Genomic DNA, 23635 nt, shown 5'->3' on the forward strand with positions numbered 1-23635 from the left:
CCCAGCGGTGTGCGGCCCAGCGGTGTGCGGCCCAGCGGTGTGCGGCCCAGCGGTGCGCGGCCCAGCGGTGCGCGACGAACTCGTCGGTCGCCCAGCGGTGCGCGGCCCAGCGGTGCGCGGCCCAGATCCGCAGCTGCCACTCGCCGGCGCTGCCGTCGGCGCCGGCCCAGCGGTGCGCCGACCACTCGTCGGCCGCCCACCGGTGCGCCTGCGGGCTGAGCCCGGCCCAGCGGTGTGCAGCCCACCGGTGTGCGGCGGGGGACAGCTGTGACCAGCTCTTCGCAGCCGCGGCCCGGTCGCCGTCCATCAGCGCCTGCAGGAACGCGTGCCACGTCTCGACGTCGCCGGCCGGGGGAGCGTCGGCGTCGGCGTCGGCCAGGACCGGTGTCGCAGCGGCCAGGGCGGCGGTGACGTCCAGGCCACCGGCGCCGGCGTCACGGGAGTCGGCCAGGCCGGCAGCGGCGTACGTCGTGCCGGTGACCAGGGTCTTGACCTGGTCGGGGGTCAGCTCCGGGCGCTGCTCGAGCAGCATCGCGGCGACGCCGGCGACGACGGAGGTGGAGAAGCTGGTGCCGGAGCCGCGGAAGTAGGCACCGTCCACCACGGCGCCCGGGTTGGCGACGTCGACGGCGCTGCCCGTGGCGCGCAGCGAGACCAGCGACTGGCCGGGGGCCACCAGGTCCGGCTTGGCCACACCCTGCGGCGCGGGGCCGCGACCGGAGAACGGGGCGACGACGTCGTCACCCGTCTCGGCGGTGAGCCGCTCGTCGAGCGAGCCGACAGTGAGCAGCCTCGGGTCGACGCCGGGCGAGGTGATCGACGCCTTGTGTGGGCCGTCGTTGCCGGCCGGTACGACGACGACGATGCCGCGCGCCCACAGCCGGGACAGCGCGACCGTCAGCGGGTCCATCTGGTAGGGCAGCTGGCTGCCGGACGACATCGACAGGTTGACGACGTCGGCGTCCAGCTGGGCGGCCTTCTCCAGACCCCTGAGCACGGTCACCAGGTCGGTCGCGCCCTCGTCGTCCGTGACGCGGATGTCCAGCACCTCCGCACCGGGAGCGGCTCCGGCGTACCGGCCGTCCGAGGCGGTGCCGTCGCCGGCGGCTGCACCGGCCACGAAGGTTCCATGCCCGTACGCGTCGCGCGACTCGCCCTCGCTCCAGGTGCCGCTGACGTCGTGGTGGCTGAGCCGCGTCCCGAAGTCGGTGCTCTGGGCGACGCCGCTGTCGACGATCGCGATCCTGACGCCGGCACCCTCACCGGCCGGCGCGCCCAGGCCGAGAGCTTCGCGGATGGCGGTGGCATCGCGGGTGGTGCTGGCGACCTTCTTGCCGGCCAGCGTGATGGGCGCGTTCTCCGCGGTCAGGAAGGCCGGGGCGAGCACAGCATCGGCCGGCAGCTGCGCGGAGACGCCGCCGACGAGCGGCAGCGACCCGCGGACGGTGCCGCCGGCTGCACGGACCGCCTCGGCCACCTGCGCGATGCTGTGCGTCGCCGACGTCACCACCACGTCGATCAGGGCAACGCTCCGCGTGCTCGCTGCGGCGGCCGGCGACAGCATGGACACGGCTGTGGACGCGGCAAGCGCGAGAGCCAGCAGCGGGACGCCGCGGCCCTGGCTGGTGAACGCCCTCGGCGTCCGGCGAGCAGTGTCCATGGAAGTCCTCGAAGTCGTCCGGCCTGCCGGGTGCAGCAGAGCAGAGATGTACGGAGCGGTGACCCCTTTGACGTCGACCTGCGGGCACCCCGGTCCTGCCACCCGTACGGGTGACGTTCGGTGCCGTGGCCAGGTTCGAGCTGGCCGGTCTCGCGCACGCGGACAGCACCGAGCCCCCCGCCGACCGGGACCGTCCGCCTTCCCCTTGCGGACGGTCCCGGAGCGCCGGGGGGCTCCGTGCTCGGGGACGCTACGAGGCGGCGGGGCGCTGCGTCAACGAGCGTCCCCCACACCCTGTGGACAACGCTGTGGACGGGGTGGGGACCCCTGCGCGTGTCCCTGTGGACCGGTTCCGGTGGATGCTGTGGGTGGCGGCCCGGCGGCTCGGCCCCGACCCCGCTGACCTGCGACGATGATGCCTCACGGCTGTGGAGCAGAAGAAGTCGCCGCCGGTCTCGCTGAGTTGATCAACGCCGGGTTGGCGCGCATCTCGAGGCACCCGTACAGGAGGAAACACAGCGTTGATCATGGTACGTGTGGGGGTGGCCGCAGGGCGTAGCGTCTGCGTCGTGGGCGGCCGGACACACGCTGCGCGTACCTCAGCCCGGCTGGTCCCCGCGGCCGGTCGGGCCGCTGTCCTGCTCGCCGGTCGGGCCGCTGTCCTGCTCGCCGGTCGGGCCGCTGTCCTGCTCGCCGGTCGGGCCGCTGGTCGCGTCCTCGTCCAGGGACCCGTCGAGGTCCTTGTCGAGGTCCCTCAGCCCGGCGTCCCAGTCGCCCGCGCCGCCGGCGGAGCGGGCCACGAATCCCGCCGGGTCGTCCAGGTCATCGGCCGCGGGGAGCAGGTCCGGGTGGGCCCAGAGCGCGTCCCGGGCCGCGGTGCCACCCGTCTCGGCCACGGCCGTCCACAGGGCGGCGGCCTCGCGGAGCCGGCGCGGCCGCAGCTGAAGGCCGACCAGCGTGGCGAAGGTCTGCTCGGCCGGGCCGCCGGAGGCGCGGCGCCGGCGGACCGTCTCGCGCAGGGCGGCGGCCGACGGCAGCTTGTCGGCGGCGGCCGCGTCCACCACCTGGTCGACCCAGCCCTCGACCAGGGCCAGGGCCGTCTCCAACCGGGCCAGTGCGGCCGACTGGGCAGCGGTGGGTGCCATCTCGAACAGCCCCTCGCCCATGGCGCGCTGCATCGATTCCGGGTCGGAGGGGTCGATGGAGCCGACCGCCCGCTCGATCGCCGACGGGTCGACCTCGATCCCGCGCGCGTAGGCATCGACGGCGTCGAACAGGTGGGCCTTGAGCCACGGCACCGACGCGAACAACCGCTGGTGCGCCAGCTCGCGCAGGCAGAGGTAGAGCCGTACCTCGTCAGCGGGGACCTGGAGGCCGCCCCCGAAGGCCGCGAGGTTTGCCGGCAGCAGGGCCGGGCGGCCGGGCGCGGACAGCGGCAGGCCCACCTCGCTGGCCGAGAGCACCTCCGCGGCCAGCGCGCCGAGCGCCTGCCCGACCTGCGCGCCGAAGACGAAGCCGCCGACCTGGTCCATGACCCCGCGCAGCGGCCCGAGACCGGCACCGCCGCCCAGGCCGCCGAGCATCCCGGCGAGCTCCGGCGGCAGGCCCTCGCCGAGCGAACCACCCAGGCCCTGCTCGAGCGCCTTACCCATGGCCGCGACCACGCGGCCGGCGACCGGGTCGACCAGCGCACGCCAGGACGGCAGCGTCGACTCCACCCAGCCCGTACGCGTCCAGGCCTGTGGCTCGGCGCCGCCCGCCGGCAGGGTCGTGACCGGGTCCAGCCACAGGTCGGCCAGCCGGCACGCCTCGGCGATCTCGCGGTGCTCGGCCGCCGTGACCGGCCGGTCGTCGGCCCGGCTGGCGCCGGTGGCGACCTCCGTGGCGAGGTCCCAGTTGACCGGCCCGCCGGTCCAGCTCATGAGCCGCTGCATCTGGGCGAACACCGCGCCGATGTCGCCCCCGAACGGCCCGCTTGCGCCCCCGAACATCGCCGACAGACCGAAGGGGTCGTTGCCGTCCCCGGGCTCCTCGGCGGGGTCGGACGGTCCGAAGCCAAAGGGCGGCCGGGTCATCGGTCGGCGCTCGTCTGCATGTGGTTCACGCTACGCCCGGTGCGGCCGCCGGAGCTGTCGTGGTGATCCGCCGTCGGCGGGTGCCGTACCCCGCTGCGGTAGCGGTCACCGGCGCCGGACTCGGGCTGGGGCGGGCTCTCGTCGAGCGGCTCATGGCCCGGCCGGACGTGCCGCTGGTGGTCGGTCTGGATGTCGTGCCCGCGGCGGTCGCCGGTGTCGAGTGGCGAGCCGGCGACCTGCGGGCGCCGGGATTGGCGGGCTCTCTGACCGGAATCGGCACCGTGGTGCACCTGGGCATGTCCTACGACATCGCTGCCCCCGCCGGTCCTCGCCGTGAGCACACCGTCCGCGGCACCGCTGCGCTGCTCGAGGCGGCCCGCGAGGCCGGCGTGCTGCGCGTGGTGCTGGTGACCTCCGTCGACGTCCATGCCGCACCGCCCGGCGGCGGGCTGCCACTGTCGGAGGACCTGCCGCTGCGGGCACATCCGGACAGCGCGCTGACCGGCGACCTGCTCGAGGTCGAGCGGCTCGCGGACCACGCGACCCGCACCGGGCTGGAGGTCGTCGTCCTGCGGCCGGCCCCGCTGGTCGCTGGGCCGCTCGGGCCGGCCTACGACGGCGCGCTGCTGCACTCGCTCGCCGGCCCCCGGCTGCTGGCGGTGCGGGGGGTCGAGCCCGTGTGGCAGGTGTGCCACAGCGAGGACCTGCTGTCCGCTCTCGAGCTCGCTGCGACCGGTGCCGTGGGCGGAGCCGCCGTGGTGGCCAGTGCCGGGTGGTTGACGCAGCGCGAGGTCGAGCAGCTGTCGGGACAGCGCCGCCTCGAGCTGCCCGCGTCGGTCGCCCTTTCCACCGCCGAGCGCCTGCACCGGGCCGGCCTGACCCCCGGCACGCCCGCCGAGCTGGACCGGCTGCTGTCGCCCCTGGTCGTCGAGCCGCAGCGGCTCACTGCTGCTGGCTGGACCCCTGCCTGGACGGCGGCCGACGCGATCGCCGCGCACCTGGCGGGCCGAGCCGCGCCGACGGCCCGGCCCGGTGTCTACACCGCCGCGGGTACCGCCGCCGGCGCCACCGTCGCCCTGATGGGCACCGCCGCGCTGGTCCGCCGGGCACGCCGCCGCCGGCGGAGCTGACGCGCCCACCTTTCCCGTCGTACGCAGGACACCCACCGGCGCGACCTCGTCGTACCGTGCCGGCATGCACGTGATCCGCCTGCTCGCGCTGCGCGAGACGCCGCTGGACGTCGACGAGGTGCTGGCCGCCGTCGAGGACCCGCGGGCCGGCGGCGTGGTGTCGTTCACCGGGCTGGTGCGCGACCACGACGGCGGGCGGGGCGTGCGCGAGCTCGAGTACACCGCGCATCCGGACGCGGGGGCGGCGCTGCGCCGGGTCGCGGAGGCGGTGGCGGCGGACCTGCCGGTGCACGGGCTGGCGGCGACGCACCGCACCGGGCTGCTCCGGGTCGGTGACGTGGCCGTGGTGGTGGCGGCGTCCGCTGCGCACCGCGGCCAGGCGTTCGAAGCCGCCCGGCGGCTGATCGACGACCTGAAGGGCTCGGTGCCCATCTGGAAGCGGCAGGTCTTCGACGACGGCGACGAGGAGTGGGTCGGCACGCCCTGACCCGGCCCCCGCGTCCTCGTGCGGATCGGCACACCTTGATGCGGCCCCCCCGTCTCCGGGCGGATCCTCGGCTGAAGCTGCGATGCTGTGCAGCGGCCTGGTCACAGACGGTGGCTGCCTGGTCATGAGCGCGGTGTGCCGGTGCGGAGAGGTGTGTGCTGTCGGGAGGTGTGCAGCACAGGTCAACAATCTGAAAAAGTTGACCTGTCCTGCACACCCGCTGTGCGGCACATGTCGACGCGTGGCTGGTCCCCGTGCCCGCGGCAGCCCGGCTCCGTGCCCGCGGCAGCCCGGCTCCGCCCCGCAGCCCCACGTGCGCACCCCCCGCACGTCCTTGCCCGACCGATCTCGGTGCCGCGCCTGAATCGGGCGCTGCTGGCCCGAGAACGCCGGCAGCGGGTCGGGCGCCGAGAGCGTGGCCGGACCCGGCCTACTCTCGGCGGATGTCGGATTGGCTGCTCTGGTTGCTCCCCGTTCCGCTGGCGACGGCCGGCGCGATCGCCTGGGCCACGTGGAGCGGGCGCAGCCGAGGGCCGCGGGACACGGTGGACGGAATCGCGGAGTACGAACGGTTCCGCGCGGCGCTGGGCCGGCCGCCGCGGGACGAGCGCTCTGGCGGAGCGTGACCCGACCGGCCGCTCAAGTCACGACCGCCTGCGTGCCGACAGGTGAGGGGACCGGCGGACGTCCAGGTCCCGCCAGAGCGAGAGGCCCCGCCGTGGAGCATGTCGTCTTCTTTCCCGCCCCGGACGACTCCCCGGCCTTCCGCCGGGTCGCCGACCTCGAGGAGGCGGTCCGGCTCGTGGAGCATCTGCGCAACGTGGAGGGCATCTCCAGCGTCAGCGTGCACGCGCTGACCGAGGTGCCGCTGGCCTTCCGCGCCTACTACAAGGTCGAGGTGCCGGTCGGGGCGCTCGTGCAGGCGCAGCCGGTCGTCGAGCCGCCGCCGGTCGACCTCGACCCCGTGCCGCTGGCGGTCGAGCCGGCCGCTGAGCCGTTCACCGCGATTCACGGGGTCCCGCCGCTGGCCCTCGTCGAGGACGAGCCGGCCGAGCAGCCGGTGCTCGTCTCCAGCAACGGCCATGCCAAGGAAGGCCCGGCCAGCCTGGGCTTCTTCGCCTGAGCGCACTGACCCCCGGCCATCTAGGCTGACGGCGTGTCCCGGCGAGCACTGTCCCTCCTGCTCGCCTGCCTGCTGGCGCTCGGGCTCAGCCTGACGGCCGCCGTGGCGCGGGTGCCCTACGTCGCGCTCGGCCCCGGCCCGACGTACAACACCCTCGGCGAGGTCGAGGGCACCCCGGTGCTGAGCGTGGAGGGGCGGCGCTCCTTCCCCGCCGACGGTCACCTGGATCTGACGACCGTCGGGGTGCAGCCGCAGCTCACCCTGGCGCAGGCGCTGCGCGGCTGGTTCGCCCGCGACCTGGCAGTCGTCCCGCGCGAGATCGTCTTCCCGGCCGGTCGCAGCAACGAGCAGATCGACGAGGAGAACGCCGCCGCGATGAAGGCGTCGCAGGGTGACGCCGTCCGCGCCGCGGCAAGGCAGCTGGGCCTGTCGGTCGCCCGGGTCGAGGTCGACGACCTGGCGCCGGACTCGCCCGCCCGCGGCCGGCTGCAGGTCGGCGACATCCTCACCGCCGTCGACGGGACGAAGGTGCGCGACGCCGCCGAGCTGCGGGCTCTCATCAGCGAGCGGCAGCCCGGCACCGCCGTGCGCGTCGCCTACACCCGCGAGGGTCGCGCCGACGAGACCGAGATCGTCACGCGTACGGCGGGGGAGGAGGGCGCGCGGCGCGCCGTCATCGGCGTCGTCACGAAGGAGACGCCGATCGACGTGCCCTTCGACGTGACGATCGCCCTCGCCGACGTCGGCGGGCCGAGCGCCGGGCTGATGTTCACCCTCGGCATCCTCGAGAAGCTCGGGCCGGAGTCCCTCACCGGCGGCCGGTACATCGCCGGCACCGGCGAGATCGCCGCCGACGGCAGCGTCGGTCCGATCGGTGGCATCTCCCAGAAGCTCATCGCCGCGCGCCGCCAGGGGGCGGAGGTCTTCCTGGTTCCCGCGGCCAACTGCGCCGAGGCGGTGGGCAACCCGCCGGCCGGGCTGACGCTGGTGAAGGTCGGCACCCTGGCGCAGGCGCTGACGGGTCTCGAGGCGGTACGCCGGGGCACCGCGCCCGTGACCTGCGCAGCCTGACGCCTTCCTGGCGTCCTGAAAAGGGGGCACGCCCGCCGCGCGTGGGCTAGGACGCTACGGGTCCAGGCGTCCGGGGAGGACGCCGCAGGCCGGCGCGTCCCTAGACTCCGGCTTATGGAGCCCGGTGTTCCCTTCGCGCTCCTCGGCGCGGTGGTGCTGCTCGCCGTCGCCGCGTGGACCGGCCTGGCCGCCACCGCTGTGGTCGCTGCCGGCCGGGGCAGTCGCGCGGCGGCGGGCCTCGTGCTCGTCGGCGGCCTGGTGCTGGCGGCCGTGGAGACCGTCACCGGTACGACGTTCGGCAGCCAGGCCTCCGACCTGCTGCTGACTGCCCGCACCGCCGGGCTGCTGCTCGTCGCGGCCGGGCTGTGGTCCGGTGCGCTCGCCCGCCGCCAGGCGTCGCCCGACCCGGCTCCGACCGGCCCGGCTCCGACCGACGGGACGCTGCCCGGGGTCGTCGTTCCCCTGGCAGGTGCTCCCGCGCCGGCTGCGCTGGCCGCGGTAGCGGCTCTGGTCGCGGCGTTGGCGGCGGTACGCGCCCGCCGCGACGGTCCGGGGCTGCTCCTCGCCGGCGGGCTGCTGCTGGCCGGTGCGGCTGCCGCCGCCGCCCCGTGGGCCGACCGTGCGGACGGCGCGCTGGCCGTGCTGCTCCTGCGCCTGGCCGGGGCCCTGCTGCTGCTGGGTGGGCTGGTCGCGCTCTCGCGGTCCAGCCTGCTCGGCAAGGTCGTCGCTGCCATCCTGGCCGGTGTGCTGCTGATGGCCACGGCCGCCGTCGGGGTGGTCGGGTCGGTCGTCGCCCGGGCGGCGGACCAGGAGCAGGCCGCCCTGCTCACCGACGCCGCGCAGGGCCGGCTGGACCTGCTCGAGCAGAACCTCACGAACGTGCAGAACGACGCGAGCGCGGCTGCCCGGACCTGCGCCCAGAGCCCGGCCAGCTGCGCCGCCGGCTTCGACCTGCTGGCCGGCACCGGCGTACCGACCTTCGCCGCCCGCATCTCCGCCGCGGGACCGACGATCCTCGGCGGGCGTGCCCCGCTCGCGCCGGTCGAGGCGCTGGCCCTGGCCGGCGGGCCCGTGGTCCAGCGGGCGCTGGCCGGCGGAGCGAACGCCGTGCGCGCCGAGAACGGGCTGCCCGCCAAGATCCGGCTGCTCGGCGACCCGCAGTCGCTGGCGCTCGTGGTCGTCGTGCCGCAGGACCGGCCGACCCCGACGTCGCCGGCTCCCTCCGCGCTGGTCTTCGGCGTACGCCTGGACGACAGCTACGTCGGACGGGACTCCGAGGCGGCCGGCTTCGGCTTCTCGCTGCTGGTGGACGGCAACGTCGTGGCCTCCAACCGCAGCCAGGAGCAGCGGGTGCTGATCGAGCGGATCGCCGCGCAGGCCCGGGTCGCCTCCGACGCGCCGTCCACCGGCCGGACGGTCCCGGCCGCAGGCGACGCGCCGACGGTGCACTTCCGCTCTGTCACCGGTCTGGACGGCACTCCGGTCGGGACGCTTGCGCTGTCCCGGGACGCCGACATTGCGCTGGGCTCCCAGCGCAACGCGCTGCGGGTACTGCTGCTGACGGCTCTGGTCACCACCGGGCTGGTCGGCGGGCTGGCCCTGCTGCTCGGCCGGCGCACCGTCGACCCGCTGCGCCGGCTGACCGCCGCCGCCTCCCGGGTCGCCGCCGGCGATCTGTCGGTCACCACCGGCAGTGCCGGCCCCGACGAGGTCGGCACCCTGTCCCGCACATTCGACGCCATGACCGGCTCCGTCGCCCGGCTCAACGGCGACCTGCGCGCGGCGGCCGGCCGGCTCGAGACCGTGCTCGCGTCGATGTCGGACGGTCTGGTGGCCACCGACGCCGGCGGCCGGGTCACCAGCATCAACCCGGCCGCGCTGGCCATGGCCGGGCTGTCGGAGGCGTCGCAGGCGCTCGGGCGGCCGCTGGCCGAGGTGGTGGACGTCCGGGTCGGTGGCGCACCGCTGGTCCTCGACCGGCCGGACCCGACCGACCGGCGCCGGCCCGACGTCGACGCCGAGGTGCGGCCGGCGGCGGGGAACCCGGTGCCCGTACGCGCCTCGCTGGCACCGCTGGACGACGGCGAGGGGGTCGTGCTCGTCCTGCGCGACACGACCCGGGAGCGCGAGGTCGAGCGGATGAAGACCGAGTTCCTGTCCAACGTCAGCCATGAGCTGCGGACGCCACTGACCCCGATCCGCGGCTACGCCGACCTCCTGATGACTCGCCGCGGGCTCCCGGCGGACAAGGTCGCCGCCTTCGCCACCACCATCGTGGCCGAGAGCCTGAAGATGAACCGTGTCGTGGACCTGCTGGTCGACGTGGCCGCCATCGAGGCCGGCCGGGTGACTGTCACGCCGCGGGCCGTGCCGCCGGCCGAGCTGGTCGACGGGCGGCTGGCGCACTGGCGGGACCGGGTGCCCGAGCGGGCGGGCGACCTGCGCCGGCGGGTCGCCGCCCGGCTGCCCGCGGTGCAGGTCGACCCCGACTGGCTCGGCAAGGCGCTCGACGAGCTGATCGACAACGCGGTGAAGTACACACCGGCCGGTACGCCGATCACGCTGGTCGCCGGCCTGGCCCCGGCCGGCGACCGGGTGCGGGTGGCCGTGCGCGACGCCGGCCCCGGCATCGCCGCGGCCGATCAGGACTCGATGTTCCTGTCCTTCGAGCAGGTCGACGGCTCGGCCACCCGGCGGGTCGGCGGTCTGGGGCTGGGGCTGTCGTTCGTCCGCCGGCTGGCCGAGGAGGTCGGCTGGCCGCTGAGCGTCAGCTCCACACTCGGCAAGGGTGCGGAGTTCGCCCTGGACCTCCCGCTGGTCGACCGCACCAGGACGTGACCCGCTCGTAGGTCCCCAGCCACCTCACCCGGTCGGACAGGCGCAGGTGGTGTCAGTCCTCGAGGGTGGCCAGCAGCGCCGCGGCCAGGGTCGGCGCCAGATCGCTGCCGGTCACCCGCTCGTCCTGCTCGGGTTCCGCGCCGCGCAGCCGGAGCACACAGGCCGACCCGCCACCGCGGACGACCCCGACGACCATCCGTACGTCGCGCCGCGCGGGGTGCTCGGCGGCCAGCGCGGCCGGGTCCTCGGCCTGTGCGACGGCCGCCTCGGCCGCGGGCGGCAGGACGACCACCTCGTGCGCGAGGACGACCCCCAGCACCTCCTCGCCGAAGACCATGGCGGCCAGCTGCGCGTCCAGCGGGCCCTCGCCGAGCGGCTCCTGCGCGATGGGGGTGAGCGAGGCGGGGCCTCCGGCGACCAGCCCCATCGTGCTGGCCAGCTGCGGCTCGGCGCGCAGCAGCTGCTCGGTCTGCACGAGCGCGAACAGCTGCGGCGGCTGGTCCCAGCCGGCTTCGGCCACGTGCCCCTCGACCTCGCCGACGACGGACTGCAGGGGGCTGGCCAACGGATCCATGTCCGCCATCCTCCCCGCCCCCCGCCGCTGCGAGGAACCCGGCGCGGTGTGGAAGGGTTGCGCGGTCACCCCCCCCACGACGAGGAGGCGCCCAGCGTGGCCGTCCGCACCCCCGGAGCGGGCCTGCCTGCCCGCCCGCGCCTGCTCGGACCCGTACTCGCCGTCCTGGCGGTGATCCTGCTGTTCGGTGGCGTCGCGATCTCGCTCTACACCGACCTGCTGTGGTTCTCCAGCGTCGGTTACCGCCGGGTCTTCAGCACCCTTTTGACCACGCGGCTGATGCTGTTCGTCGGCTTCGGTCTGCTCATGGCGCTGATCGTCGGCAGCAACGTGCTGCTGGCCTACCGGGTGCGCCCACCGTTTCGCCCGATGTCGCTCGAGCAGCAGAACCTCGAGCGCTACCGGCTGGCGGTCGAGCCGTTCCTGACCCCGGCGCTGCTGCTCGGCAGCAGCGTCTTCGGGCTGTTCGCCGGGCTGTCCGCGGCCGCTCGCTGGCAGACCTGGCTGCTCTGGCGCAACGGCACGAGCTTCGGCCAGGCCGACCCGCAGTTCGACCGGGACATCTCCTACTTCGCCTTCACCTATCCGTTCCAGCGCTTCGTGCTCGGTTTCCTGCTGACCGCCTTCGTGCTGGCCCTGCTGACCGCCGCGGCGACCCACTACCTGTTCGGCGGCGTGCGACTGCAGACGGTGGGGGAGAAGGTCAGCCCCGCCGCCCGCGCCCACCTGTCGGTGCTGGTCGGTGTCATCGTGCTGCTCAAGGCCTACGCCTACTACCTCGACCGGTTCGGTCTGGCCTTCTCGACCCGCGGCTATGTGGAGGGCGCGGGCTTCACCGATGTGCACGCGGTGCTGCCGGCCAAGAACATCCTGATCGGCATCGCGCTCATCTGCGCGCTGCTGTTCTTCGCCAACATCGTCGTGCGCAACATCCTGCTGCCGGCCGGCGCGCTCGGGCTGCTCGTCGTCTCGGCCGTCGTCATCGGCGGCATCTACCCGGCCTACACCCAGCAGTTCCGGGTCAACCCGAACGAGATCCAGCGCGAGGCACCGTTCATCGAGCGCAACATCGAGGCGACGCGGGCGGCGTACGGCATCGACGACACCGAGGTGGTGGATTACAAGGCCTCGCAGGACGTCTCCCCGGACGAGCTGCGCGCGCAGGCCTCGCAGGTCGACAGCGCCCGCCTGCTCGACCCGAACCGGCTGGCCCCGACCTACGAGCAGCTGCAGCGGCTGACCTTCTACTTCGGCGTCAACGACCAGCTCGACATCGACCGCTACGAGGTGGACGGCGAGCAGCAGGCGTACGTCCTGGCGGCGCGCGAGGTCGACATCAGCAACCTGGCGCGGGCGCAGCGCAGCTGGATCAACGAGCGGCTCGTCTACACGCACGGCAACGGGCTGATCGCCGCACCGGCCGACGTCGTCGACGCCGAAGGGCGGCCGCTGTTCGTCGAATCCGACGACCCGGAGGGGCCGATCAGGCTGGACCAGGCCCGGCTGTACTTCGGCGAGCTGTCACCGAGCTACTCCATCGTCAACACCGAGCAGGCGGAGATCGACGGGCCGCTCGGCCTGACCCGCGGGCAGTCCGACGAGCAGGTCGAGGGGCAGGCGACGTTCAACTACGACGGCAAGGGCGGAGTGCAGCTGAGCCACCTGGGCCGCAAGCTCGCGTACGCACTGAAGTACCGCGAGCCGAACCTGCTGCTGTCGGACGCGATCCAGGACGACAGCCGGCTGATGTACACCCGCGAGCCACGTGACCGGGTCGAGAAGGTGGCGCCGTTCCTCGAGCTGGACGCCGACCCGTACCCCGCCGCGGTCGACGGGCGGATCGTGTGGATCGTCGACGGATACACCACGAGCAGCGGCTATCCGTACTCCCAGAGCACCAACTTCGGTGACGCGGTCATCGACAGCCAGAGCCGCGGACTGGCCGTGCAGCGGCGGGTCAACTACATCCGCAACTCGGTGAAGGCGACGGTGGACGCCTACGACGGGACGGTGACGCTCTATCAGTTCGGCGACGCCGACCCGGTCCTCGACACCTGGAACAAGGCCTTCGGCGGTGACCTGGTCCGGCCGGACAGCGAGATCAGCGACGAGTTGCGGGCGCACTTCCGCTATCCGGAGGACCTGTTCAAGGTGCAGCGGGAGCTGCTCACGCAGTACCACGTCACCGACGCGCAGGAGTTCTTCACCCGTGAGGACTTCTGGGAGATCCCGGCGGATCCGGCGGAGGCGGTCAACAACGCTGCGGGCGGTGCGGTGCCGGCGCAGCCCGCTCCGGCAGCGGGGCCGGCGATCGACGCGGCCGCGCTGTCCGGCCCTCCGCAGCCGCCGTTCTACTCGCTGCTGGAGTTCCCCGGGGAGCCGGCCGGCGCCCAGTTCCGGCTGTCGACGTCCTTCACCGGGCTCAACCGGCCGAACCTCGCTGCCTTCGCCTCGGTGTCCTCCGATCCCGGGACCTACGGGAAGATCCAGGTGCTGCAGCTGCCGCGGAGCAACCCGCCGAACGGGCCCGGCCAGGTGGCGAACCAGTTCCTGTCCGAGCAGGTCGTCGCCGAGTCGCTGTTCCCGTTCCGGCAGAACCGCGCCGAGGTCACCTTCGGCAACCTGCTGACCCTGCCGGCCGGCCAGGGGCTGCTCTACGTCCAGCCGGTGTTCGTGCGCGCCCAGGGCGGCGAGAGCTTCCCGACCCTGCAGCGGGTGCTGGTCAGCTACGGCAACGAGGTGGCCGCGAACACCACCCTGGCCCGGTCGCTCGCCGACCTGTTCGGTGCTGCCGCGCCGCCGGACTCGCCCGCACCCCAGCCGTCCGGACCGGCGTCCCCGGCGCCGGCTCCCGCCCCCGTCGCCGGTGATGTGGCGTCGCTGATCGCCGAGGCCGACGCGGCCTTCCGGCAGGGTCAGGACGCGCTGAAGCGGGGGGACTTCGCGGCGTACGGTGCGGCGCAGGACCGGCTGCGTGCCGCGCTCGACCGGCTCGCGTCGACCGCCGGCGGCGGCTCGCCCCGGCCGACGCCCTCCGGCTGACCGCGTGCCGCCCCGCGTTCAGCCGTGTTCCTTGATCAACGCCGGACTTGCCCACTTTTTCGGCGGCGGAAATCGGAGGAAGTCCGGCGTTGATCAAGGGGAGTGTCGCCGGGCCCGAGGCCGTTCACGGGTCGAGCAGCTCGAGCAGCCGCTCTGGTGGCCGGGCGACCACTGCCCGGTCCCCGCGTACGATCACCGGCCGCTCGATCAGCCGCGGATGGCATACGAGCGCGTCCAGCAGCTCGGCCCGGCTCGCCGCCTCCAGGCCTTCGTACTCCGGCTCGCTGGTCCTGATCAGCACGCGCGGGTCGTCCGTGCCCAGCCGGGCGAGCATCGCCTCGATCGCCTCGCGGGTGGGCGGGGCGTCGAGGTAGAGCACCCGTGTGGGCGTGATCCCGCGCTCCGCCAGCAGCTGTTCGGCGCCGCGGCTCTTGCTGCAGCGCGGGTTGGTCCAGATCGTCCAGTCGCTCATGGCATGAGTTTGCAACGGCCGCAGCGGGTCACGTAAGGTGGTGTCGCCGACGCGGGGTGGAGCAGCTCGGTAGCTCGCTGGGCTCATAACCCAGAGGTCGCAGGTTCAAATCCTGCCCCCGCTACAGAAGAAGTGCAGGTCAGGGGCCTGATCTCCGGAGAAGGAGGTCAGGCCCCTGATCGTTTGTACGAGCCGCCGTTGCCGAGGCGCCGGGGGTCGTCGGCGCTGGGCCATCGCCGAGTTTCGTGGGATGGGCACGGCAGGCCGCTACTGCCGCCGATCTCCGGCGGCCTGCCCTGCGGGTGCGCACCACGGGGGCGGGTAGGCAAACCTGGGACCCGCCGTACAGGACCACGAAGGAGGACGACATGAGCAACACCGAGACCGGCAACGTCACCGGCGTCGCCGACAAGGACTACAACATCCTGTGGTGCACTGAGCAGTCGCTGAGCAACGCGCTGCGGCTCGAGACCTACATCCACGATGCCGAACGCGCCGGCGACGCCGAGCTCGCCGAGTTCTTCCGCAAGGCCCAGGCCGAGAGCCGCAAGGGCGGCGAGCAGGGCAAGAAGCTGCTCCAGGCACGCCTCGGCGGCTGATCGGTCGCGCGTGAAGGTCACCACGCTCACCGAGGGCCCGCCTCGGCAGCACGCGCTCGTCTTCGACACAGGGAACGAGCTCGTGTCAGGGCTGACAAACTGGGCGAGCGAGCAGCGGCTCGGCGGCAGCTCGTTCACGGGCATTGGCGCGCTGTCCGAGGCGAGCCTTGGCTACTACGACCTGCAGAGCCAGGAGTACGTCGAGATCCCCGTCGTCGAGCAGGTCGAGCTGCTGGTGCTCGCCGGCGACATCACGCTCGACGGACAGGGCGGGTGGAAGGTGCACGCCCACGCCGTCTGCGGCCGGCGCGGCGGCTCCACGGTCGGCGGGCATGTCCTACGGGCCGTGGTGCGGCCGACCCTCGAGCTGGTCGTCACGACGATGCCGAGGCACCTGCAGCGCCGTCACGACGCGGCGTCCGGTCTCGCGCTCATCGACCCGGACGCCTAACGGCATGACCGCCCGCTACACCGCGATCCTGCGCCGCTACCGGCAGGCGACCGACTACCCCGCGGCGGCGCAGATCTACCTGCGGGACAACGTGCTCCTGCGCGAGCCGTTGGCGGCTGAGCACTTCACGTCGCAGCTGCTCGGGCACAGGGCGCCGCCGCCTGCACGTTGAGCGGCCGGTCGAGCACCTCGACCCGGCGGACGAGTTCCCGCCTGCCGGCGGGCCCTGCTCGGTCAGGTCGGCACCGGCGCGCAGTGTCATCGTCTCGGTCAGCCGGAGCGTGCCGGCGCGCCCCGCGTCTCGGCAACGATGACAGCGGTGTCCGTCGCGTGGCCACACGAATGTCGCGCGGCCGGTTCGTGATGTGCGTGTTGCGCGCGGGGCGGACCGCCAGCGGCAGTATCTGTGCTCGCTGCTCCTGGCTCATCCCGTACGCATCCGCAGGACGCGCGCACGATGTCCGGCGTCGGCTTCGGAAGAAGTCGATGCCCTGCGCCCACAAGTGACGCAGGAAGGCCTGAGCCGTGGCGGTGCACGGCCGAACCGGCCATCACACGTGTCTCAACACGAACGACCCGGGTGACACCGCCCTCTGCGAAACCGGCTCGTCTGACTGAGTAATCCCGGGACGACATCGGAGGCCCTGCGGGGTCGTAGGAAGGTGTTCCGCTCGCCCGCCGGCCCACGGCGTCGCCAGCGCATCCCGGCCGCCGGTCTCGTCAAAGCGCCGCTCGACCCCGGCGGCCGTCACGTGTAGCGGCGGCGCGCACCTCCGCGGGCACTGCGGCGGTCCGTCAGGCTCTTGGCGAAGATCTCAGCGTGGGCGAGTTGTGTCCGTAGCGCCTCGACGCGCTGGTCGGCCAGCTCGCGGTACATCACCAGGCGCTCGCGCAGCGCGGACTGCTGCGCCGCCGGAGTGGCCGGGTCGTCGAGCTGGTCGACCGTGGTCAGCAGGTCCCGCATCTCCTCGAGCGTGAAGTCGAGCGGCTTCATCCGCTTGACGAGCTCGAGCCGCTCGATGTCGCCATCGGTGTACAGCCGGAAGCCACCGCTGGTGCGTGCCGAGGGCGGGACCAGTCCGACCTCTTCGTACCAGCGGATCGTGCGCAGACTGAGCCCGGTGCGCTCGGCGACGTCGCCGATCTGCACGTGCGCGGCGTCGCTCATCCTGCGCTCCTCCCGGGTGCCGTTGCCGTCCTTTCCGGGGCTATCGTCGTGTGAGGGTGGAGCCGGAGCGCTCGGCGCCGCGGAAGCATCCGCATCAGGACGCCAGCCGCCGGCGCAGCCGCCACTCCTGCAGGCTCCGCACGACTGCGGTGCCCACGTCTTCGACGGGCGCGTCCCCGTCCACGACGATCAGCTGCTGGTGCTGCGCGTACCAGTCGAGCATCGGGAGGGTCTGCGAGCGGTACACCGCCAGCCGGTGATCGATGACGGCAGTGCTGTCGTCTTCGCGGCCACGGGCGAGCAGCCGCTCGGTCAGCACGTCGTCGGGGACGTCGAGGTGGACGACGACCTCGACCGAGGCGCCGCTCGCGCCGAAGACGCGGTCCACCGTCACGGCCTGCGCGAGCGTGCGCGGGAATCCGTCGAGCACGTATCCGCCACGGGAGCCGGCCAGCACGAGCGTGGAGCGCAGGATCTCGACGATGACGTCGTCGGGCACCAGGTCGCCGCGCGCGACGGCGTCGCGTGCGGCGGCGCCGGCGGGGGTGCCAGCCGCGATGCTCTGCCTCACCAGGTCGCCGCTCGCGACGTGAGGCACGTCGAGCTGGTAGGCAAGCAGCGCCGCCTGGGTCCCCTTCCCGGCTCCGGGCGCTCCCGCCAGCAGCACTCTCATCGGGGCTCTCCTTCTCTCGTGGTCGGCGACAGGCGCAGCCAGCCTCGTCGCGATCGCCTGGTCGTCGAGGTCTGCTCGGGCGGGAGGTGCTCCGGGATCTCCAATCCCGCCGTGGTGCGGACGTCCTCGGCCAGCCAGCGGTCGCCGCCCGCACACGGCACGCGGCGCTCGACCCTTTGGACCGAAGCCCGCGGGACCGTCGACACGCGCAGCCACGCACCGCCCTCGCGACGCTCGGCGACGAACACCTGCGAGTCCGACATGACCCGGTCGGCCTCAACCGTACGAACGCTGTCGTGCAGGACGAATCGAATCGTGGTGATGCCGGACCTCCTCCACCTCGTCGTCAACCTACCGTAACGTGAAGGTAGAGTGATGCAGGAGCAGGAGGAGGAGCCGATGGCGGGGGCAGGTCGCAGCAGCACCGGCCCCCTCGACGTGCTCGCAGTCGAGCCACGGCCTGCGTCCGTGACCACGAAGGATTGTCAAAGGTGAGTGCGCTGGCCGACGTCGCCGCGGCGCCCGTCGAGGTGAGGGCTCAGGCCGCCCGCCGCCGTACCTTCGCGGTGATCAGCCATCCTGACGCCGGAAAGTCCACGCTGACCGAGGCGCTCGCGCTGCATGCGCACGTCATCGCCGAAGCCGGTCACATCCACGGCAAGGCCGGTCGCAGGAGCACGGTCTCGGACTGGATGGACATGGAGAAGGCCCGCGGCATCTCCATCACCTCCGCCGCGCTGCAGTTCTCCTACGGCGACTGCGTGATCAACCTGCTGGACACCCCCGGACACGCCGATTTCAGCGAGGACACCTACCGCGTCCTTGCCGCCGTCGACTGCGCTGTCATGCTCCTCGACGCAGCCAAGGGCCTGGAGCCCCAGACCCTGAAGCTGTTCCAGGTCTGCCGTTTCCGCCGCATCCCGATCATCACGGTCGTCAACAAGTGGGACCGTCCGGGACGCGCAGCGCTCGAGCTGATGGACGAGATCAGCGAGCAAATCGGCATGGAGCCTACGCCCCTGACGTGGCCGGTCGGGATCGCCGGGGACTTCCACGGCGTGCTCGACCGGCGTGACCGGACGATGACGTCGTACACCCGCACCGCCGGTGGAGCGACCATCGCGCCCGAGCAGCAGCTGAGTTCGGACCAGGCGCTCACGCAGTACGGCGACGACTGGACGACGGCGCTCGAGGAGAGCGAGCTGCTGTCGGCGACCGGTGCCGACTTCGACCAGGACAGCTTCCTGGCGGGCGACACGACGCCGGTGCTGTTCGCCGCGGCAGTGCTCAACTTCGGCGTCGGTCGGCTGCTCGACGAGCTCGTGCGCATCGCACCGAGCGCTGCGGAGCGACAGGACGAGCAGGGGCGGCCCCGGCCGGTCGATGCGCCGTTCAGCGCGTTCGTGTTCAAGATCCAGGCGGGGATGGACGCCCAGCACCGCGACCGTCTCGCGTACGCCCGCGTCTGCTCCGGCGTCTTCGAACGCGGAATGGTCGTCACACACGCGGCATCGGGCAGGCCTTTTGCCACCAAGTACGCCCAGCAGGTCTTCGGACGCGACCGGCAGACGTTGGACACGGCCTGCCCCGGCGACGTCATCGGGCTGGTCAACGCGACAGCGCTGCGCGTCGGCGACAGTCTGTACCTCGATCAGCCGGTCGTCTTCCCGCCGATCCCGAGCTTCGCGCCCGAGCACTTCGCCGTCTGCCGAGCCCTCGACAGCGGCCGGTACAAGCAGTTCCGGCGCGGCATCGAGCAGCTCGAGCAGGAAGGCGTCGTGCAGGTCCTGCGCTCGGACCGCCGCGGAGACCAGGCACCCGTCCTCGCTGCTGTGGGTCCCATGCAGTTCGAGGTCGCCCAGCACCGCATGGCCGGGGAGTTCTCCGCTCCCGTCGAGCTGTCGCCGCTGGAGTACAGCATCGCGCGGCTGACCGATGCCGCGTCCGAACCTGTCCTGAACCGCGAGAGCGGTGTGGAGGTCCTCACCCGCGCCCACGACGGAGCACTGCTCGCGCTCGTCGCCGGCAAGTGGCGGCTGCAACGCCTGCACCGCGACCACCCAGACCTGGCGCTGGAACCGCTCATCGCTGCCACCGATTGACCCGCACCGCATGCCCGACCGGGCCGGCACGACACCACAGGAGGCCACGTGCCCACCTTCCGTCTGGAAACCCACGACGGACAGCACGACACCATCGAGGCCAACCGCCTCGACATCACCGACGACCAGGTCGTCTTTCTCCAGCGGCGCGAGGCTGACTGGCGCGCTGTGGCGACCGCAGAGCTCACTGACGTACGTCGCGTCGAACGCCGCTTCACCGAGGCCGACGGCCGCCGCCGCTACGTTCCCGACAAGAACGTCGCGGCAGCACTGCAGTCCGCCGGGTGCCTGCAGTGACAGCTGTGGCTGTCCGCTCCGGCGGAACGGATTCCCGCCGATCCGTCCAGATCGACGAGGACGAGCTGGCGTCGGCGACGCGCAGCGCCCGGCTGATGCTGCAGCCCGGCAGCACATACACCTTCGGCGCGTACCGCGAGGCCGCGACACTCGCGCGCTTCGTCCTGTCCCTCGACCGTCCGCACCACCACGACGAACCATCCGCTTTCACACCTGACCGGAGCTCCGCATGACGCACGACACGTACGTGTTCAAGACCAGTCGACTGGAGATCGCCGACGCCATCGGTGACCGCTTCACCGGAGACGCCAAGACGCGCGAAGAGTTGGTGGAGCTCGCCAAGGAGGGGCACGCCTCCAGCGAGGTGCTGCTGGCGCTGTCGTCGCTGCTGCCCGACAAGCGCTACGGCGGCTTGCGCGAGCTGTGGCCCGACCTCCCCGACCTGCCCGTCGAGGGATAGGCGCACGAGGAGGTGGCCGCCAAGCAGCCGCCGCGCCCCGCCGGGGGGGGCGCGGCCCAACTGGCGCGCACCGGAGCGCGCGCCCTACTTGCGCGGCTTCCGGCGCCGGTTGCGGACGGGGCGCGGCGCATGAGGTCAGCGGTGGTACTCCGGATCGACCAGCGGGCCAGGCGCGCCCGGGTCGCGTGGGAGGTTCCGGTCGGTGACCGGCGGACCCGGCAGTGGCCGGAGGCCGCGGTCGCCTCGACGACCGCGAAGAGCGCGCAGTGCAACGTCTGCGGCTGGCACGGCGCGGCGTTCGGTGGTGTGGAGCACTGCGAATCGGCGACGTGCCCGGTATGCGGCTCGATCGCCCGCGACCGGTTCTTGTACTGGTGCTGGACGCAACGGACGAGCTATGACCCGAAGGCGGTCGTGCTGGAGACCTCGCCCCGCCTCGACGGCACCTACCGCGCGAAGATGTGCGACCGCGTCAGCTATCTGTGCAGCGACTTCGACCAGGCGGCACACGCCGGCCAGGTCGTCCTGGACCTGCAGCAGATCGACCTGCCCGATGCCAGCATCGACCTCGTCCTGACGCCGCACGTCCTCGAGCACGTCCCGGACACCGACCGGGCGCTGTCCGAGCTGTTGCGCATCCTCAGGCCAGGCGGGCACGTGCTGCTGCAGGTGCCGTTCCTGCAGTCCCGGACCGGCCGGCCGCCGGTGCCGGAGTATCACGGCGACAGCACGCTGGTGCACTGGCGCTTCGGCTGGGACCTGGCCGCCCGGACTCGCGGGCACGGCTTCGAGACCGACGTGCTGGTCACGAGCGAGCTGAGCGACGCCGTCACGCAGGGTCGGTCGTTCTCCTACGCCGGGTCGGACTGCGACGTGCACGACCTGCTCAGCGGTGCGACCGGCGTCGAACTCACGCCGGTGGCCGACGCGGAGCAGGCCGCTCGGCACGGCTTCCGCCCTGCCTTCCTGTTCATCACCCTGCACCTGCGCAAGGCTGACCCAGCATGACCGTGCGTCTGCTGTGACCACGTCGGAGATCACGTCGAGTGGTGACGTCATCACAGCGAGAAGGGCCGAGGCGACCGCTGTGTCCGGTGTCACCGGGTCGCGGCAACCAACCTGACGTGAGGGCAGAATGAGCGAAGGGCAGCACGGGAGAGACGCCGTCGGCGCGGCTCAGCACGCGCCAACCGTCTCTCGCGCGACACGACTAGACGGCGACCTGTCCGCTGAGGTCACGCACCACGACCGGGTGCGCGCGGCCATTGCCGCCATGCGTCGCAGCGTGGTTGACGTCGTGGACGGTTTCCACGCCGACTTCGAAGAGGGCAAGAAGAACCGGTTCGCCCATGACGCAGGCCCGGACTACCTGCTCGGGGTCGCGATGGCGGACTACCGTATCGCCCGCCTCGAGGGCCTCGCCGATCTGGACGTTCCGCTGTTCTTCGGCCGACTCTGGCTCGACTCCGGAGAGGACTACCACCTGGGGCGCCGCCACGTCCGGGACGAGTCCGACCGTTCCCTCCCGCTCGTCGTCGACTGGCGAGCACCGGTCGCCCGCCTGTACTACCAGTCCTCGTCCCACAACCGCCTCGACGTGGCGAAGCGACGCCGCTTCGGCTTTCGCGGAGGCACGCTCACCGGGTTCGAGGACGAGGACCTGCGGGCCGGGCAGGAGTTTGTCTCGGACATCCTCGTCAACGAGATCGAACGACCGCGCACCGGGCCGATGCGTGACATCGTCGCCACGATCCAGCCCGAGCAGGACGCGCTCATCCGGCGCGACGTCGACACGAGCCTGTGTGTCCAGGGAGCACCCGGAACGGGCAAGACCGCGGTCGGTCTGCACCGGGTGGCGTGGCTGCTCTACACCTTCCCGAACAAGCTCGCGAGCACCGGGATGCTCGTCATCGGCCCGAACGACAGTTTTCTGCGCTACGTCGCCAGCGTGCTGCCCACGCTCGGCGAGGGCGCAGTGCGCCAGGCCACCGTGGACCGCCTGATCGGCTCAGGGAACGTCCGCATCCAAGACACCGACGGGGTCACTGCACTCAAGCACGATGCCCGGATGGCAGTAGTGTGCGAACGGGCCGTGTGGAGCCATCTCGGCCACGTCGAGGACGATGTCGCCATCACGCACGCCGGCCGCACGTGGACGTTGTCTGCGGACATGATGCAGCAGTTCGTGCTCCAAGCGCGAAGCCGGACGCGGGGCTGGCACGACGGCCGCAAGGCCGTCGAGAGCGCCGTCATGAACGCCCTCAAGCGGCAGTACGAGGCTCGCACGATGCGGCAGGTCGACAGCCGCTGGCGGGCCGACCTCAAGCGCCACCCCTCCTTGAAGGCGTTGTTCGACGGACTGTGGCCGCACCTCACGGCCAAGCAGGTCCTGCGGCGGCTCTATGCAGATGCGGACTTCCGTGCGGCGGTCTGCTCCGGCCTTCTGGCTGCCGACGAGGCGGGCCTGCTCGCCCGCGGAGCCGGGCCGCTCAAGCTCTCGGCGGCGGACGTGGTGCTGCTCGACGAGCTGCAGGGCGCGATCCGCCCTCTGACCGCGGAGCAGCTGTTCGGCCACGTGGTCGTCGACGAAGCCCAGGACCTCTCCCCGATGCAGTGCCGCGCGATCGCCCGCCGGACCGCCAACGGCTCAATGACCGTCCTCGGTGACCTGGCCCAAGGCACGACACCCTGGGCCGCGACGGAGTGGACGACGCAGATGCAGCACCTGGATCACGCCGATGCAGAGTTCACCGAGATGACCACGGGTTACCGTGTACCGGGCGTCATCATCGAGGTGGCCAACCGCCTGCTGCGTCATCTCGGAGTCTCGGTCTCCCCGGCTCGCTCTCTCCGGGCCGACGGCACCGTCGAGGTGATCACCGTCGATGACCTCGCCGCCGGGACCGCTGACGCCGTCGAGAAGGCACTCGTCAGCGACGGCATGGTCGGCGTGATCGCTCCCGACAGGCTCGTCGAGGCCCTGCGTCCAGCGCTGCCCGTGAGCGACCGCGTCGAACTGGTCGCCGCCACTGCGGCCAAGGGCCTCGAGTTCGATCACGTCCTCGTCGTCGAACCAGCCGAGTTCGCGTCCGTGCCCTCGTCCGCTGCAGACACATCCGACCGGAGGTGGCTCCGGCACCTGTACGTAGCAATCACCCGTGCCGTCTCGGCGCTCACGATCGTGACGACTCAGCCGCTGCCGCCCGAGCTGGCCGAGTGAGAGAACACCGATGACGAGCCCTTCCGATTCATACGGCCGGTGCTGCGGGAAGGTGCTCAACAAGCGCTGATGGTGGCAGCTGTCGTGCATCCAGAGCGGCGCCCTGACCGCCCGGACAATGCTGCGATGACGCCGGACCTATCCGGGACATCTGCCCAATGCGACAGCAGGCAGCGGCAGGGCATGCTGGTCT

Annotated in this window: 21 protein-coding genes and 1 tRNA gene; 16 read left to right on the forward strand and 6 right to left on the reverse strand. The window is 72.6% G+C overall.

From position 1 onward, the window contains the following. The coding region (locus WD794_14575; protein ID MEX2291534.1) for a S8 family serine peptidase at positions 1-1660 on the reverse strand (1660 nt) is incomplete at its 3' end. Positions 1661-2259: 599 nt separating this feature from the next. Further along, positions 2260-3735 (reverse strand): zinc-dependent metalloprotease, encoded by a 1476-nt coding sequence (locus tag WD794_14580; protein ID MEX2291535.1) that lies wholly within the window; start codon positions 3733-3735, stop codon positions 2260-2262. Positions 3736-3794: 59 nt separating this feature from the next. Between WD794_14580 and WD794_14585 the strand changes: the two genes are divergently transcribed. The 6 genes from WD794_14585 to WD794_14610 all read left to right on the forward strand — a co-directional run bounded on the left by WD794_14585 (position 3795) and on the right by WD794_14610 (position 10384). Then, positions 3795-4865 carry an NAD-dependent epimerase/dehydratase family protein gene (locus tag WD794_14585; protein MEX2291536.1) on the forward strand — a complete coding sequence of 357 codons (1071 nt, stop codon included), beginning with the start codon at positions 3795-3797 and terminating at the stop codon, positions 4863-4865. A 64-nt stretch (positions 4866-4929) separates the two neighbouring features. Continuing rightward, a complete protein-coding gene (locus tag WD794_14590; GenBank protein ID MEX2291537.1) occupies positions 4930-5352 on the forward strand; it encodes a molybdenum cofactor biosynthesis protein MoaE in 423 nt (140 codons plus the stop codon). A gap of 443 nt (positions 5353-5795) precedes the next feature. Further along, the gene (locus WD794_14595) at positions 5796-5978 is read left to right on the forward strand and encodes a hypothetical protein (GenBank protein ID MEX2291538.1); all 183 of its coding nucleotides are present in this window, start codon (positions 5796-5798) and stop codon (positions 5976-5978) included. Between the two features lie 92 nt (positions 5979-6070). Continuing rightward, the gene (locus tag WD794_14600; GenBank protein MEX2291539.1) at positions 6071-6475 is read left to right on the forward strand and encodes a hypothetical protein; all 405 of its coding nucleotides are present in this window, start codon (positions 6071-6073) and stop codon (positions 6473-6475) included. 33 nt (positions 6476-6508) lie between these two features. Further along, positions 6509-7546: a PDZ domain-containing protein gene (locus WD794_14605; GenBank protein MEX2291540.1), complete on the forward strand. Its 1038-nt coding sequence runs from the start codon at positions 6509-6511 to the stop codon at positions 7544-7546. Positions 7547-7660: 114 nt separating this feature from the next. After that, complete coding sequence (locus WD794_14610; protein MEX2291541.1) at positions 7661-10384, forward strand: ATP-binding protein; 2724 nt, start codon at positions 7661-7663, stop codon at positions 10382-10384. A 52-nt stretch (positions 10385-10436) separates the two neighbouring features. Here the strand turns inward: WD794_14610 and WD794_14615 are convergent, their stop codons facing one another. Continuing rightward, positions 10437-10958 carry a PPA1309 family protein gene (locus WD794_14615; protein MEX2291542.1) on the reverse strand — a complete coding sequence of 174 codons (522 nt, stop codon included), beginning with the start codon at positions 10956-10958 and terminating at the stop codon, positions 10437-10439. Positions 10959-11054: 96 nt separating this feature from the next. On the opposite strand from WD794_14615, the gene WD794_14620 reads away from it, so the two are divergent. Continuing rightward, positions 11055-14000 carry a UPF0182 family protein gene (locus tag WD794_14620; protein MEX2291543.1) on the forward strand — a complete coding sequence of 982 codons (2946 nt, stop codon included), beginning with the start codon at positions 11055-11057 and terminating at the stop codon, positions 13998-14000. Positions 14001-14124: 124 nt separating this feature from the next. On the opposite strand, the gene WD794_14625 is transcribed toward WD794_14620, so the two are convergent. Beyond that, a complete protein-coding gene (locus WD794_14625; GenBank protein ID MEX2291544.1) occupies positions 14125-14472 on the reverse strand; it encodes an ArsC/Spx/MgsR family protein in 348 nt (115 codons plus the stop codon). 50 nt (positions 14473-14522) lie between these two features. Here WD794_14625 and WD794_14630 point away from each other — a divergent pair. The 4 genes from WD794_14630 to WD794_14645 all read left to right on the forward strand — a co-directional run bounded on the left by WD794_14630 (position 14523) and on the right by WD794_14645 (position 15694). Beyond that, a tRNA-Met gene (locus WD794_14630) sits at positions 14523-14596 on the forward strand. 244 nt (positions 14597-14840) lie between these two features. After that, complete coding sequence (locus tag WD794_14635; GenBank protein ID MEX2291545.1) at positions 14841-15071, forward strand: hypothetical protein; 231 nt, start codon at positions 14841-14843, stop codon at positions 15069-15071. A 10-nt stretch (positions 15072-15081) separates the two neighbouring features. Next, a complete protein-coding gene (locus WD794_14640; GenBank protein ID MEX2291546.1) occupies positions 15082-15522 on the forward strand; it encodes a PPC domain-containing DNA-binding protein in 441 nt (146 codons plus the stop codon). Positions 15523-15526: 4 nt separating this feature from the next. Further along, positions 15527-15694, forward strand: coding sequence for a hypothetical protein (locus WD794_14645; protein MEX2291547.1), 168 nt, complete (start codon positions 15527-15529; stop codon positions 15692-15694). Between the two features lie 576 nt (positions 15695-16270). On the opposite strand, the gene WD794_14650 is transcribed toward WD794_14645, so the two are convergent. Together WD794_14650 and WD794_14655 are read right to left on the reverse strand one after the other, a co-directional pair. Then, a complete protein-coding gene (locus WD794_14650; GenBank protein MEX2291548.1) occupies positions 16271-16690 on the reverse strand; it encodes a MerR family transcriptional regulator in 420 nt (139 codons plus the stop codon). Between the two features lie 94 nt (positions 16691-16784). Next, positions 16785-17363, reverse strand: coding sequence for an adenylate kinase (locus tag WD794_14655; GenBank protein MEX2291549.1), 579 nt, complete (start codon positions 17361-17363; stop codon positions 16785-16787). 491 nt (positions 17364-17854) lie between these two features. Between WD794_14655 and WD794_14660 the strand changes: the two genes are divergently transcribed. The 5 genes from WD794_14660 (at position 17855) to WD794_14680 (ending at position 23442) form a co-directional block, all read left to right on the forward strand. Then, complete coding sequence (locus WD794_14660; protein ID MEX2291550.1) at positions 17855-19465, forward strand: peptide chain release factor 3; 1611 nt, start codon at positions 17855-17857, stop codon at positions 19463-19465. A gap of 48 nt (positions 19466-19513) precedes the next feature. Next, entirely contained in the window at positions 19514-19762 is a 249-nt protein-coding gene (locus tag WD794_14665; GenBank protein ID MEX2291551.1) for a hypothetical protein, read from the forward strand. A 229-nt stretch (positions 19763-19991) separates the two neighbouring features. After that, complete coding sequence (locus tag WD794_14670; protein ID MEX2291552.1) at positions 19992-20222, forward strand: DUF2795 domain-containing protein; 231 nt, start codon at positions 19992-19994, stop codon at positions 20220-20222. 129 nt (positions 20223-20351) lie between these two features. Further along, positions 20352-21230: a class I SAM-dependent methyltransferase gene (locus WD794_14675; protein ID MEX2291553.1), complete on the forward strand. Its 879-nt coding sequence runs from the start codon at positions 20352-20354 to the stop codon at positions 21228-21230. A gap of 277 nt (positions 21231-21507) precedes the next feature. After that, on the forward strand, positions 21508-23442 hold the full coding sequence (locus WD794_14680) for a 3'-5' exonuclease (protein MEX2291554.1): 1935 nt from the start codon (positions 21508-21510) through the stop codon (positions 23440-23442). Positions 23443-23635 lie beyond the last annotated feature (193 nt).

It is taken from the genome of Mycobacteriales bacterium (assembly GCA_040902655.1).
Lineage (GTDB): Bacteria > Actinomycetota > Actinomycetes > Mycobacteriales > SCTD01 > SCTD01.

Coding starts and splice junctions, on each gene's coding strand:
- WD794_14655 (MEX2291549.1), bottom strand. CDS start 17,363: ATGAGAGTGCTGCTGGCGGGAGCGCCCGGAGCCGGGAAGGGGACCCAG.
- WD794_14675 (MEX2291553.1), top strand. CDS start 20,352: ATGAGGTCAGCGGTGGTACTCCGGATCGACCAGCGGGCCAGGCGCGCC.
- WD794_14645 (MEX2291547.1), top strand. CDS start 15,527: ATGACCGCCCGCTACACCGCGATCCTGCGCCGCTACCGGCAGGCGACC.
- WD794_14610 (MEX2291541.1), top strand. CDS start 7,661: ATGGAGCCCGGTGTTCCCTTCGCGCTCCTCGGCGCGGTGGTGCTGCTC.
- WD794_14670 (MEX2291552.1), top strand. CDS start 19,992: ATGACGCACGACACGTACGTGTTCAAGACCAGTCGACTGGAGATCGCC.
- WD794_14625 (MEX2291544.1), bottom strand. CDS start 14,472: ATGAGCGACTGGACGATCTGGACCAACCCGCGCTGCAGCAAGAGCCGC.
- WD794_14595 (MEX2291538.1), top strand. CDS start 5,796: ATGTCGGATTGGCTGCTCTGGTTGCTCCCCGTTCCGCTGGCGACGGCC.
- WD794_14635 (MEX2291545.1), top strand. CDS start 14,841: ATGAGCAACACCGAGACCGGCAACGTCACCGGCGTCGCCGACAAGGAC.
- WD794_14615 (MEX2291542.1), bottom strand. CDS start 10,958: ATGGATCCGTTGGCCAGCCCCCTGCAGTCCGTCGTCGGCGAGGTCGAG.
- WD794_14580 (MEX2291535.1), bottom strand. CDS start 3,735: ATGACCCGGCCGCCCTTTGGCTTCGGACCGTCCGACCCCGCCGAGGAG.
- WD794_14650 (MEX2291548.1), bottom strand. CDS start 16,690: ATGAGCGACGCCGCGCACGTGCAGATCGGCGACGTCGCCGAGCGCACC.
- WD794_14590 (MEX2291537.1), top strand. CDS start 4,930: ATGCACGTGATCCGCCTGCTCGCGCTGCGCGAGACGCCGCTGGACGTC.